General features: G+C 54.9%; 10 protein-coding genes. 9 read left to right on the forward strand and 1 reads right to left on the reverse strand.

The features are described 5' to 3' along the window. Positions 1-217: 217 nt before the first annotated feature. From HNV11_RS13320 to HNV11_RS13360, 9 genes are all read left to right on the forward strand, one after another. The gene (locus tag HNV11_RS13320) at positions 218-1861 is read left to right on the forward strand and encodes a TldD/PmbA family protein (RefSeq protein ID WP_171740130.1); all 1644 of its coding nucleotides are present in this window, start codon (positions 218-220) and stop codon (positions 1859-1861) included. Positions 1862-1902: 41 nt separating this feature from the next. After that, positions 1903-3228, forward strand: a complete 1326-nt coding sequence (locus tag HNV11_RS13325; protein ID WP_171740131.1) for a TldD/PmbA family protein — start codon at positions 1903-1905, stop codon at positions 3226-3228. A gap of 116 nt (positions 3229-3344) precedes the next feature. After that, entirely contained in the window at positions 3345-4985 is a 1641-nt protein-coding gene (locus HNV11_RS13330; RefSeq protein WP_171740132.1) for a TldD/PmbA family protein, read from the forward strand. 221 nt (positions 4986-5206) lie between these two features. Continuing rightward, positions 5207-5824, forward strand: coding sequence for a DUF4159 domain-containing protein (locus HNV11_RS13335; RefSeq protein ID WP_171740133.1), 618 nt, complete (start codon positions 5207-5209; stop codon positions 5822-5824). A 46-nt stretch (positions 5825-5870) separates the two neighbouring features. Then, a complete protein-coding gene (locus tag HNV11_RS13340) occupies positions 5871-6854 on the forward strand; it encodes an AAA family ATPase (RefSeq protein WP_171740134.1) in 984 nt (327 codons plus the stop codon). A gap of 47 nt (positions 6855-6901) precedes the next feature. After that, complete coding sequence (locus tag HNV11_RS13345; RefSeq protein ID WP_171740135.1) at positions 6902-7768, forward strand: DUF58 domain-containing protein; 867 nt, start codon at positions 6902-6904, stop codon at positions 7766-7768. 1 nt (position 7769) lies between these two features. Then, positions 7770-8975: a BatA domain-containing protein gene (locus tag HNV11_RS13350; protein ID WP_171740136.1), complete on the forward strand. Its 1206-nt coding sequence runs from the start codon at positions 7770-7772 to the stop codon at positions 8973-8975. Then, complete coding sequence (locus tag HNV11_RS13355; RefSeq protein WP_171740137.1) at positions 8972-11185, forward strand: hypothetical protein; 2214 nt, start codon at positions 8972-8974, stop codon at positions 11183-11185. Before HNV11_RS13350 ends, HNV11_RS13355 begins: the two co-directional genes overlap by 4 nt. Before the next feature lie 20 nt (positions 11186-11205). After that, positions 11206-12837 carry a hypothetical protein gene (locus tag HNV11_RS13360; protein WP_171740138.1) on the forward strand — a complete coding sequence of 544 codons (1632 nt, stop codon included), beginning with the start codon at positions 11206-11208 and terminating at the stop codon, positions 12835-12837. Positions 12838-12866: 29 nt separating this feature from the next. On the opposite strand, the gene HNV11_RS13365 is transcribed toward HNV11_RS13360, so the two are convergent. Beyond that, complete coding sequence (locus HNV11_RS13365; RefSeq protein ID WP_171742175.1) at positions 12867-14066, reverse strand: FG-GAP repeat domain-containing protein; 1200 nt, start codon at positions 14064-14066, stop codon at positions 12867-12869. Positions 14067-14119 lie beyond the last annotated feature (53 nt).

The following is a 14119-nucleotide window of genomic DNA, read 5'->3' on the forward strand; positions in this document are numbered from 1 at the left end:
AGTACGCCTTAGTTTCTTTGCCGTTAATCAGTCGCCCGGTTTGTTTTACTTACAAAATTTTATTTCGCATTTCCCTGTTTTGCGGCTTACCGTTCATCACAAAAGGCACGGTCAATGCTGCTCTATTTGGCTTTTTTAACCATATTCGCGTTTCTTCTTCTGCGAGAAGCAATCCAATCATCAACGAATAACTGCTTTTTATCTGTAAATCAAATCAATGAAGAGACGTGATTTTATTCAGTTGTCTGGCTTAGGCATTGGTGCGCTCATGGGCGCGTCAATACCGGTTATGGGCAACGCAGTCCCGTTGGAACACCTGCTCGAGCCGGGCATCGACGTCGCCACAAAAAAACGGCTGGCCGATATTGCCCTGAACGCAGCTAAAAGCAAAGGCGCTACATACACCGACGTTCGCCTTGGCCGTTATTTGCAACAGTACCTGTTTACCCGCGAAACAAAAGTTCAGAATGTGGTCAACGCCGAGTCCTACGGCATCGGTATCCGGGTTATTGCCAACGGAACCTGGGGTTTTGCCGCCACAAGCAACGTAACGCCCGAGGCCATTGCCAAATGCGCCGAAACCGCCGTGGCGATTGCCAAATCCAATGCCAAACTGCAGAAGGAACCCGTGCAGCTGGCACCACAAAAAGGGGTTGGCGAAGTAAGCTGGAAAACGCCTATCAAAAAGAACGCGTTCGAGATTCCAATTCAGCAGAAAGTTGACCTGCTGATGAACGTAAACGGCGCGGCCCTGAAAACCGGCGCGGCCTTCGTTACGTCCAACCTGTTCTTCATCAACGAGCAGAAGTACTTTGCCTCAACCGACGGGTCGTATATCGATCAGGATATTCATCGGGTCTGGCCGACGTTTACCGTATCGGCCATTGACCGGACAACGGGCAAGTTCAAAACCCGCGACGCGCTTAGCTCGCCGATGGGCATGGGCTATGAGTATCTGGACGGCCTGGCCTCCGAAAAAATTGCGGCCCCAAACGGTCTGGTCGGTTATCGCAATTCCTACAACATGGTCGAAGATGCGACGCTGGCCGCCAAACAGGTAAAAGAGAAGATTACGGCCAAAACCGTGCAGCCCGGCAAGTACGACCTGGTACTGGACCCCAACCACCTCGGCCTTACCATCCACGAATCCGTCGGGCACCCGCTCGAACTCGACCGCGTGCTGGGCTATGAAGCCAACTACGCCGGAACCTCCTTTGCCACCCTCGATAAGTGGAAAACCAAGTCATTCAACTACGGCAGCAAACTCGTCAATATTGTGGCCGATAAAATCCAGCCTAATACGCTGGGCAAAGTCGGGTACGACGACGAGGGCGTGCCGAGCAAAGAATGGGACCTTATTAAAGACGGGGTTCTGGTTAACTACCAGGCTATCCGCGATCAGGTGGCTATTCTAGGCGAGAACGAATCCAACGGCTGCTGCTACGCCGACCACTGGAGTTCCGTGCAGTTCCAGCGAATGCCAAACGTATCGCTCAAGGCAGGTACCGAAAAACGCTCGGTGTCCGACATGATCAAAGGGGTCGATAAAGGCATCTACATCATTGGCCGGGGGTCGTATTCCATCGATCAGCAGCGCTATAACTTCCAGTTTGGCGGACAGTTGTTTTACGAAATCAAGAACGGCGAGATCATCGGCATGCTCGACGACGTAGCCTATCAATCAAACACCCAGGAATTCTGGAACTCCTGCGCGCAGCTCTGCGACAAAGACGATTACCGCACCTTCGGCTCGTTCTTTGATGGCAAGGGCCAGCCCTCGCAGGTCAGCGCGGTGTCGCACGGCAGTGCTACCACGCGCTTCAATGGCGTGAATGTAATCAATACCGGACGTAAAATCTGAGCCATTCCGTAGCCGGGAGCTACGGAACAATCCTTCACAATATGCTAACCAAAGAAGAAGCCAAACGAATTATCGATAAAGTTCTGGCGTACTCAAAAGCCGACGAGACAAGTATCAATCTGTCGGGTGGCCGCACCGGCAACATCCGGTACGCCCGCAACTCGGTTTCCACCAGTGGGGAATCCGACAACCAGTCGCTGTCCGTAACGGCGGTATTCGGCAAACGCTCCGGCACGTCGACCGTCAATGAGTTCGACGATACGTCGCTCGAAAAAGCCGTTCGTCGGGCCGAGGAGATCGCCCGGCTGGCTCCAGAGAACCCGGAATATATGCCCTTGCTGGGACCGCAGACGTATCTGCCAACCAATACCTATTCGGCTAAAACGGCCGCGATGGATCCAGCCTTTCGCGCCAATGCCGCGTTCGACAGCATCAATCCCTGTCGGCAGAAGAACCTGACGGCCGCCGGTTATATGGAAGATAACTCGGGCTTTACGGCGATTGGCAACAGCAAAGGTCTGTTCGGCTACAACCAGAATACCGACGTTAATTTTTCCATCACCGTTCGGACCGCCGATGGCCTGGGATCGGGATACGCCACCCGCGACGTCACCGACGTATCGAAACTAAACACCCACGACGTAACGGAGATTGCCATGCAGAAGGCAATGGCCTCAGTCAACGCACGGGCACTCGAACCGGGCAAGTACACGGTCATTCTCGAACCGGCCGCGCTGGTGTCCAACACGGATGCATCGCTGCTGGCGGCTATGGTACGCGCTATGGACGCCCGTAATGCCGACGAAGGCCGCAGCTTCCTGAGCAAGAAAGGCGGAGGAACCCGCCTGGGAGAGAAACTGGTTGATGAGCGGGTAACCATCTATTCGGACCCGACGAACCCCGAAATCCCCACGAGTGGCTTCAGTGGCGACGGCCGGCCGCAGGAAAAGGTCGTCTGGATCGACAAAGGCGTGGTCAAGAATATGCCTTACTCGCGCTACTGGGCCGAGAAAAAAGGCGTTAAGGCGATTCCGGCCCCGAGCAGCTTCATCATGGAAGGCGGTACGCAGTCAATTGCCGATATGATCAAGAGTACGGAAAAAGGGATTCTGGTGACGCGTTTCTGGTATATCCGCCCGGTTGATCCGCAAACGCTCCTCTACACGGGACTGACCCGCGACGGGACGTTCTATATCGAGAACGGGCAGATCAAGTTTCCGGTCAAGAACTTTCGCTTCAACGAGAGCCCCATCATCATGCTCAACAACCTGGAAGCGTTGGGCCGACCGGTTCGTATAGGGGGCAATCTGGTCCCCCCGCTCAAGATTCGGGACTTTACGTTTACGAGCCTGTCGGACGCTGTTTAATCAGTCATTCATTGTCATTGGCTGCGCTATCATTTGTCTTCATTCGTTGTTGGCCAGTGAATGTTCACGCCTGACAGCGCAGTCAACGGCGTAACGTAAATGCCTCGTCACTAACTATGAACCGCCGAGATTTTAATCAACTTTTAGGCATGGGAGCCGCCGGGCTGATGCTCCCCTCCCTGCCTGCGTTTTCCCGTACTGTTGCGCCGGAAGTGCTACTCGAACCCGGCCTTGACGTCGCTATCAAGAAACGGCTGGCCGACGCAGCTCTGAACACGGCGAAAAGCCTCGGGGCGACCTACGCCGATGTGCGCATTGGCCGCTACCTGAACCAGTTTGTGCTTACCCGCGAAAACAAGGTGCAGGGAATCATCAACTCCGAATCTTACGGCGTTGGCGTCCGCGTAATTGCGAACGGTTGCTGGGGTTTTGCCGCTGTGGGTGATGCCCGCGATGAGTCCGTTGTGGCGAAAGCTGCCGGGAAAGCTGTAGCGATTGCCAAAGCCAATGCCCGGCTGTTAACCGAACCGGTGCAACTGGCTCCGCAGAAGGGTTACGGCGAGGTGAGCTGGAAAGCGCCCATCAAGCGCAATGCCTTTGAAGTGCCCATTAAAGAAAAGGTAGATTTGCTGCTATCGTGCAACGCTGCGGCCATGCAGAACGGTGCCAACTTCGTGAACAACGTCCTGTTTCAGGTGAACGAACAGAAATACTTTGCTTCTACGGATGGGACCTATGCCGATCAGGATATTCACCGCATTGGACCGAGCTTTACGGTAACGGCTGTTGATCCGCAGAACGGGCGATTTGCTACCCGCAACTCGCTGAGCGCGCCCATGGGCATGGGCTACGATTATTTGCAGGTCAATCCAGGCGATAAAGTTACCGGCGTAACGACCCGCTACAACAAAGGGTACGATATGCTGGAAGATATTACCGCTGCGGCCAAACAGGCTAAAGAAAAACTGTCGGCCAAGTCGGTCGAAGCGGGTAAATACGATCTGGTGCTGGACCCGTCGCACCTGTGGCTGACCATCCACGAATCCGTCGGGCACCCGCTGGAACTCGACCGTGTGCTGGGCTACGAAGCCAACTACGCCGGTACGTCGTTCGCTACCCTCGATAAGTGGAAGTCGAAAAACTTCAACTACGGCAGCAAACAGGTAAATTTAGTAGCCGACAAAACGCAGGTTGGTTCGCTTGGGGCCGTTGGCTGGGACGATGAAGGCGTTAAGACGAAGCAGTGGGACTTGGTGAAAGACGGGGTTCTGGTCAACTACCAGGCCATTCGCGACCAGGTTCACATCATCGGCGAAAATGAATCGCAGGGTTGCTGCTACGCGGACAACTGGAGCTCCGTGCAGTTCCAGCGGATGGCTAATGTATCGCTGGCGGCCGGCAAAGCGCCCCTGTCGGTACAGGATATGATCAAGGATGTCAAGAAAGGCATCTATATCATTGGCGACGGTTCGTTCTCCATCGACCAGCAGCGCTACAACTTCCAGTTTGGCGGACAACTCTTCTACGAAATCAAGGACGGCCAGATCGTTGGCATGTTGAAAGATGTAGCCTATCAGGCCAATACCCTCGAATTCTGGAACTCCTGTGTGGCCGTTTGCGACGAGCGTGACTATCGTCTGGGTGGTGCCTTCAATGATGGCAAAGGTCAGCCACCCCAGTCGAGCGCAGTGTCGCACGGCAGTGCCACGGCCCGCTTCAATGGCGTCAACGTAATCAATACGGCCCGGAAGATTTAAAGAGCAGGCGAAATGTCCCGACGGTTTCTTGGGACGTTTCGCCCATCTTCTGCTAACCACTTCATGAACAATGGCAGTCATCTTAACTACAGCCGAAGCGAAGGCCGACAAGTGCGAAGTCATTTTATCGGGCGAACTGATTGATAAATTTGGCGGTATTCCAGGCGTTCGGGATAATTATTAATTCCAAAGTTCTCATCAACAACGTCTCAGCGTTCATTTTGAAACCATTTGTTTTCACCCGCATTCAGTACACCTCCGGCGACTGGGACACCGACCAGCGGATGCCGTCCAATCTGCTGCATTCGCTGGTGGAATACACAACAATTCCGGTCGATCAGAAAGAGCGCGTGGTGCAGCTGAGCAGCCCGGATCTGTTCAAAAGTCCGTTCTGTTACCTCAGCGGGCACAAACTGGTTGAGTTTTCGACCCAGGAGCGGGATCACTTCAGGCGTTACGTACAGAACGGCGGATTTGTGTTCGTGGATGACTGCAACCACGACATTGACGGGCTGTTCGCTAAATCGTTCGAACAGGAAATGGCCCGTACGTTTGGGCCGAAAGCCTTGCAGAAAATCCCGAATAACCACCCGATTTATACGTGCTTTTTCAAGTTTGAGGAAGGGCCACCCACCACCTCGTTCGAGCTGAACGGCTGGGGCGATGACCTGGTCCACGATTATCTCAAAGCGATACGGGTCAACGGCCGCATTGGGGTTTTATACAGCAACAAAGATTACGGCTGCGAGTGGGATTACGACTTTCGCAACAAACGCTTTCTGGCCGAGGACAATACAAAGTTCGGCGTCAACATTGTTACGTATGCTCTGACGGCATAGCCAGGAAGCGGCCATTAGCGTTTAGAAATACAACCGGATAGAACTGTTGGAAACCCAGGAATTAACACATTACAAAACGCTGGTAGCCCGGCTACCGAAACTACGACAGGAAATAGGCAAGGTCATTATCGGGCAGCAGGAAGCCATCAGCGAGGTGTTGATTTCGCTCCTGGCGGGTGGCCATTGCCTGCTCGAAGGCGTACCGGGGCTGGCCAAAACGCTCATGGTCAAGACGATGGCCGACGCGCTGGCCATGCGCTTTAAACGCATTCAGTTTACGCCCGACTTGATGCCCGGCGATATTGTCGGCACCGAGATTCTGGAAGACGACCACGAAACGGGGCATAAAGTGTTCGTTTTCAACCAGGGACCCATTTTTGCCAACGTTGTGCTGGCCGACGAAATCAACCGCACTCCGCCCAAAACCCAGGCGGCTATGCTTGAGGCCATGCAGGAATACAAGGTTACGTATGGCGGCAATGACTACGCCCTGCCCCGCCCGTTCCTGATCATCGCAACACAGAACCCCATCGAGCAGGCCGGTACGTACCCGCTGCCCGAAGCCCAGCTGGACCGGTTTCTGCTGTACATCAAGCTTAGCTATCCCTCTGAACACGAAGAGCTTGAAGTCCTCCGCAGCACCACGGGTACCGCGCGGCCCGAACTGCAAACGGTTCTTTCGGATCAGGATATCATCGACCTGCAAAGTCTGACCCGGCAGGTTCACATCAGCGACGAGCTAATCGGTTACATTAACCGACTCGTTCGGGCCACGCGCCCGGCCGACAGTCCGGTGGCTTTCGTGAAACAGTGGGGCGAATGGGGCGCCGGTCCCCGCGCCGGTCAGGCGCTGGTGCTCTGTGCCAAAGCCCGCGCGGTGCTGAACGAGCGGTTTTCAGTTATTCCGGAGGACATCAAAACGCTGGCGTATCCGGTTCTTCGTCACCGTATTGCCCTCAACTTCCGGGCAGAGGCCGAAACTATTACCACCGACAAGGTCATTACCGAACTGCTGGCGGCCGTCCGCTAAACAGTCAGCCTCAGGGTTAATTGCTGCCCATCTCTTTTTTTGAAACTATGCTCACCTCCGAACTCATCAAGCTCAATAACCTGCAGTTGGCTGGCAGACTGGTCAGCGATGAACTGTTGCTGGGCATCCAGACCAGCCGACGGTCGGGGATAGGAACGGAGTTTGAGCAGTTCCGGCATTACGCCCCCGGCGACGATCCGAAACGAATTGACTGGAAGCTGTTCGCCAAAACCGACCAGTATTTAGTTCGCGAATCGGCGACGGAAAGCAACCAGACTGTCCGGCTGCTGCTCGATTTGTCGGGTTCGATGAATTACGCCGAATCGGGCATTAGCCGGTTGGGGTACGCCAAGATTCTGCTGGCCTCCCTGGCTTACCTGAGCAACCGACAGGGCGATCAATTGAGTCTATACGGCCTTAAGCAGGGTGTGCTGCAGGCTCTGGTGCCAGCCGGAAAGCAGGCGTTTCAAAAACTTGTCGCCACCCTCGAAACGGCGCAGGCATCCGGTCCCTGGCGACCCACTACTGGTGACCGCTCGCAGGCTACGTTCCCGGAGTTTAGCCGTAAGCAGAGTGAGCTGCTGATTCTCGCATCCGACTTTCTGCAGATTGATGATGAGTGGTTAAGTCTGATTCGTAGCGTAGCCGGCCCTCGCCGGGAGATCGTCATTTTCCAGATTCTGGGCGATCAGGAGCTTGATTTCAACCTGCAGGGCTTTTATCGCTTTCAGGATCTGGAAACCGGGCAGGAGGTCGAATTGCAGGCCGACGCGGTTCAGGATACCATCCGGCAGCGGGCAGCCGCCTACATGACCTATCTGGAAGAGAACCTGCGGATACCGCACGTACGGCTAATCCGGGCGCGGCTTAGTGAGCCGATAGCCCTCGTTTTAAAACAGTTTTTATTGAGTTAAGATGCAGTTTGCTGAGCCATTCTTGCTGTGGGGTGCATTGGCCGTCGGTATCCCGGTGGCTATTCATTTCTGGCACCAGAAGCGCGGGAAGCCCCTCCCCTGGGCAGCGACCCAATGGCTTATAGAAAAAGATCAGCAGCAAAGCCGGGGTCTGCGACTTGACAACATTTTTTTGCTGCTTATACGGTGTCTGCTCCTGGTTCTGCTGGCTTTTATGTTGAGTCAGCCGCTGATCAACTGGCTTAATAAACCCCAGACTATACAACGCATTCACCTGGTAGAACCTAATGCGTTCGTTACTGATAATTTCCGGTTTGAGTTGGACAAAGCGCGACGAAACGGTGAACAGCTATACTGGGCCAATGACGCCCTGGAACCGATAGGCGACAAACTGAATGCAGCTGCGCAGACTAACGTAAAACCAGCTCCCTATTCACCCCTAACGCTCCAAAACGCCATCAACCGGCTTCCGCCCGACCAGACCGAACTGCATCTGTACGTTCGGAACTGCCAGACCCTGGCCGACGTACCGGCTATTACAGTTCCGGCCCGATTCCGGCTGCATAGCGTGCCTGATTCGGCAAACGTACTGGGTGTCTATTTGACAGTGCGAGATAACAAAAAGCTGTTTATCAACCGAGCCGGTAAACTGACAAGCGGGGTTACGCTCGATCCTACATTACGGTTTCGCTCGTCACCCGTCCATACGGGTCCGATCCGGGCGCTGCTTCACTACCAGGATGCACGGGAGCGGCAAACCGTCCGGGCTGCGCTGGCTGCACTATCGGATGTATACGGCCTTGACCTCACGACTATCGATAAACAGCAGCCCGACCAGTCCTACGACTGGGTCCTGACCGATCAGGTACCTGCGCGGCCTGGGCCCGAAACGCTGTATATAGTATCCGGCACGGAACCGCCCCGAACGGCTGACAACCTTGTTTTTACCCCCCAGCAGCTGACCCCGCAAACCTCTGAGCAGGTCGAGTCGGGTCAGTTACCGGAGTGGCTGGGGGAGCAGTTGTTACGTCATTATACCATCCGGCCCACCGATGGAATACTCAGCCAGCAGGAATTAATGGCCCTGTTCGTGCCGACGACCCGACATGATACTGCCCAACAAGCTCGTTTTCAACACATTCTTGGCCTTCTGTTCGTTGGTTTAATAGTCCTCGAACGTTGGCTGGCTTTGACTAAAAACGCATGAACGATCTTAGAAAGCTACTCGCCACGGTTACGTACCAACTTTACGCCAATGCGTTGCTGCGTTGCGTTCTGCTGGGCGTAGCGGCTTACGTGCTGACGGCCACCTTCGCCGACACGTTTCTCTGGCCGGCCTTAATGGGGATGGCGGGCCTGATCGTGGGCGCAGCGTTAACCAGATTATACGAAAATAAAAAACCGCAGGCTGTTCAGCTAATTCACCAGACCGTTGGCGACGTCGAGTATAGTTTACCTCTGCTGGAAAAAGCGCACCTGAACCTAGCTGAACAGTTGCAGTTGGAGCGGCTCAGTGAACGCGCCCGTAACGTACGGGTGCCGACAGCAGTCCTCTGGGCAAAGGCAGGTTGGTATGTCACTCCCCTTCTGATCGCTCTGGGGGTTTATGTAAGCTATCCTTATATCCGGCAAACCGACTCACCCAGCCCCGAAAAACGGCGTAGACTGGCCGCATTATTACCTGAGCGCAAGCCTGCTGCGCCCCGATTCCAGACGGCTAGCCTGCATATTCAGCCTCCAGCCTACACACACCTGCCCGCAACCCACTCCACCGATCTCAACGCGTCGGCGCTGGTGGGGTCTGTGCTGACGTGGCGACTGCAGTTCAGCGATCCTCGTCAGTTGTCGGTTCAGCTGGCCAACAACCGGGGCCAGGAGCTGCCCTTTCGGCTGTCAGGGGAGGCCTTTACGTACCAGGACAAATTATTAAACGCGGGTCTGTATACAATAAAGGCTTACTGGCACGACCAGCCCAATCATGATTCGCTGGTGTATCAGTCCGACTTCTACCGACTCGACGCGAAGCCCGATCTGGCGCCCAAAATCCAACCGGACAGCAAGGAGTTATATCGGTTTCATTATCTGAAAAATGCCAGGACGCTGCCTATCGGAGCCAAAATCTCCGACGACTTCAGCGTAGCGCGGGCATTTATTGTGGCAACGGTAGCCCGGGGCTCGGGAGAGAACGTAAAGTTTCGGGAGGTCAGAATCCCGCTCAGCCGGGCTAATTTTCGCGAAGCCCGGCTCACCAAAACGCTTGATTTGAACGCCCTGCAATTCGCACCGGGCGATGAACTCTACTATTACTGGGCCGCCTTCGACAACCGCCAGCCCGAGCCCAACTTCACGAAGTCCGACACCTATTTCGTGGTATATAAAGACACGACGAAGATGGAGGAAAGCGAACTGGCAACGATGGCGGTCAACGTCATGCCCGAGTACTTCCGGAGCCAGCGGCAGATAATCATTGATACGGAAAAATTGATCGCCAATCGGAAACGGATAGCCGACAAGCCGTTCAAAAGCGCATCCAACGAGATTGGCTTTGACCAGAAAGCGCTGCGGCTGCGTTACGGTCAGTTTCTGGGCGAAGAGTTTGAAAACTCTATCGGCGGAGGCAACGCTCTGCCCGACGATGAGGACGGCAATCTGCTGGCGGGTTATATGCATGACCACGATAAGGGCGAAGGCGAGCATACGCCCATTCAGCGCGAAACGCATGCCGAGGAGCACGATCACCACAATCATGGAAACAGTGGAGCCGACGAAAACAAAGACCCACTGGCGGCTTTGATGGAACAGTACGTCCACCAGCATGACGATGCCGAGGTCAACACTTTTCATGAGCAGTCGACGCGGTCGCTGCTCAAGATGGCGCTCGAAAACATGTGGCAGTCGGAACTCCATCTGCGATTGTATGAGCCGGAAAAAGCACTTCCCTTTGAGCACAAAGCCCTAGAATACCTGAAGCTATCCCAGCAGAAAGCCCGCTCCTATGTCCGAAAAACCGGCTTCGATCCGCCCCCGATCAAAGAAAAAGAACTTCGGCTCACCGGCGAGCTGAAGAACGTTACCCCGGCCTTTACGCAGGAGCGCATCTATACCCAGCCGCAGTTGCAGAAGCTGGTGAGCGAGGTGCTAGGCTACGCTGATTTGCCGCAGCTTTCGCAGTCGCAGCGGTTCCGGGTGCAGCAGCTCGGCAACGCCCTGGCCAACCGGACACTGAGCAGTGGGCTTACCAACTGGTTGGTGCTGACTGACTTACAACAGTTGGCCAGCGGCAAACCGCTCTCTGAATCCGGGAAGACCCGGCTCAAAACCAAACTATACGCTTTGGCAGGGACATCGGAACAACGAGGTCCGGCGCATAGCAGCGACCGAACGCTGGAACGAGCCTTCTGGCGGCACATGAACTAATCCGAATTAATCGAGTACGAATGATAACGCTTGGCGTTGACCAAACTGATTGGATAAACTGGCTTATTGGACTGGCCCTGGTGATCCTGCTGGCCGTGCAAATCTGGCTTCTGATACGCCAATCGCTGCCACAGGGCCGGAAGTGGTTAAGATCGGGTCTGAACGTTCTGCTCTGGCTGATCCTGACGGGCTATTTTTTGCAGATCAGCTGGCGAACTCCGCATCCGGCGACCCATGCGCTGCTCGTGGGCGACGAGGTGCCTTCGTCCGTTGCCCGCAGCCTGGCCGACAGCCTGCATATTCCGGAACGCTTCACCGCCCGAACCTTCAAGGCTACCTACGACTCCGTTACGTTAGTAGGGCAGGATTTTCCGGTTGAAACCCTCACCCGCCTGAGCCGCGCGGCTGTACAATGGATACCGTACGACCAGCCCAATCAGCTACAGACTATTCACTGGAAAGGAATCGTGCCGCTTGGCGGGATGCAGCGCGTAACGGGCCGTGTTCAGTCGACTGGCAGGCAGATGCTGGCTATCCGTTACGGCAATCAAGGACTGGACAGCATCAGGTTGCGCGAAGGGACAAACGCATTCGCACTCCAGTTCCCGGCTTTTGCGCAGGGGCGGACCGAGGTCGAACTGGTTCTGGGACAGACGGTGCTCGACACAATCCGTTTTTTGGCCCACCCGACCCCGCCCATCACCGTTCGATTCCTGCTGGATAGCCCTGATTTTGAGAGCAAAACACTAGCCGACTGGCTCGGCAAACACGGACATACCGTGGAGTTATCGGCAACGCTCTCCAAAAACCTGAGTAGTACGGTTCAGATCAATAAAGCGGGAAAAGCCCCGGCGAAAACGCCGGATCTGCTCATCACCGACCCAGCCAATGCTGCCAGTTCGATTATTCGGAAAGCTTATACGGAGGGGAAAGCCGTATTGTTCATCAATCTGACCGAGCCGGAAGCCGACAGCCGGCGTGTCAATCAGGCACTGGGCAGCCGCTGGCAGGTCCGGAAGATTTCAAACGAAGCCCTGGTTCCGATTAGCGCTAATCTGAACGCGCTCCCCTATAAGTTTGCCGATGGCCTGAATCAGTTTTCGGTGCCGGGCTATCCGGTGGCCGTTCAGCAAACCGCCGGGCGCATGGGCATGAGTCTGCTGAGCGAAACGTTTCCTCTCTCGCTTAGTGGCGACAGCCTTACGTATAACCGCATCTGGACGGCAGTTTTAGCCAGGCTACAGCCAGCCAGCAATGGTGTTTACGTCAATGCGCCGGTGTTCAGGAAACTTCCGGCAACCATCCGGGTGAACACACTGACAACGCCCCCAACGACTGTAAAGGTTGGCCAGGACACCGTCAAACTGGTTCGCTCGCCCCTGAACGACCACTCGGCGCAGGGTTTCTTTCGGCCGAATCAGCCGGGCTGGCAGTCCGTTCAGGATTCGCTGGCGGTTTACGTTGAGACAAACACAGCAGAAGATCCAATGGCAGGAAGGCAGTTGGTCAGCCAGTTCCTGCTGGCGCATTCCCGGTATCCATCAACCGCTAAACAGGCAGCGCGTCAGACGGAAGCCCGGATTCCTAACTGGGTCTGGCTAACGTTATTCGTAACCTGCCTGACAGCTCTGTGGATTGAGCCGAAGCTGTAAGTTACGTCGTTAGCTCTCAACCAACACCTCTATCTTTTGAGTCTGTTTTCGAATAAATAAACGCCGTTTTTGTTCGCTACAACGACATCGGGCTTGCGATCGCCATTCATGTCCTGCGCCACAATGTTCAATCCCGCGCCGGAATCATTGTCAATGACGTGCTCTTTATAATACGGCGCCTGACCGGGCGTAAACTCAAACCACATCAGAATAGGCGCTTCGCTATCGCCGGGGTCACGGCCATGATGGGCCAGGAATCGCTTGCCAGTAATATAATCCTTCTGTCCGTCGCCGTTCAGATCGGCCATGATAGACGAGTGAGTCTGGGCGGTTGTGTTGCTCATCAGGTGGGTTTTAAAGTCGATTTTACCCTGCTCATCCGCCACCTGCTCGTGCCACCAGACGCCCAGCGCATGAGCTGATGCACTCACGACGTCGTTTTTCCCGTCACCATTTACGTCCAGCACCTGCATATGCGAACAGGGCTCGCCCAGATTGGCCGGGTGAAACACCCAGTTCCCCGAAGTTTTATCTGCAGTTCCTTCAAACCATCCTTCCCGAATCACGACATCGTTAAAACCATCCTTATTTACGTCTCCATAGCCGATGCCGTGCGAAAAGATTTCCGTTCCGGGTACGTTCTCCTGACTGAGCGCAAAGCGTTTCCATTCGGTCTCACCGGGCTTCGACGGCGCCTTCAACCAGACAATCTGTTTTTTTGCCTTGTCTCCGCAGAGAATATCCAGCCGCCCATCGCCATCAATGTCAATAAAACCCGGGGATTCATTGGCAATCCCTACTGAATCGGCCAGGATGTGTTTTTTCCATTGGCCGGCCTGATTTTTGGGGTTCTCAAACCAGAAGCCAGGCAAGCCGGGAAAATCAACCACCACGACGTCGTCCCATCCGTCCTGATTGACATCCATTCCCAGGTTCAAAAACGAGTTGCTATACTCTTTTCGCGGATCGAACAGGCGGGACGGAGCCATTTCGTGTCGGGTCCAGTTGGGGGCTTCGAACCAGTAGTACCCCGCCACGATATCCAGTTTACCATCTTTGTTCAGATCAGCTACGGCGACGCCTTCCGAAATGAAATCGCCGGTGATTTTTGTCTTTTTGAAGTCATTGGAAGGCACAACGGTTTTACTGGATGGGGTCGTCACCGTTCCCTCGGCCATCTGCTGACGCATCTTAAACAGCGGTTTCGCCTGGCTGTAGGCGTTTGTCATCCAACAGACAAGCAATAGTCCGCTCAGAACGCGTCGGCCCTGTTTATCTATTC

The organism is Spirosoma taeanense (assembly GCF_013127955.1).
Taxonomy (GTDB): domain Bacteria; phylum Bacteroidota; class Bacteroidia; order Cytophagales; family Spirosomataceae; genus Spirosoma; species Spirosoma taeanense.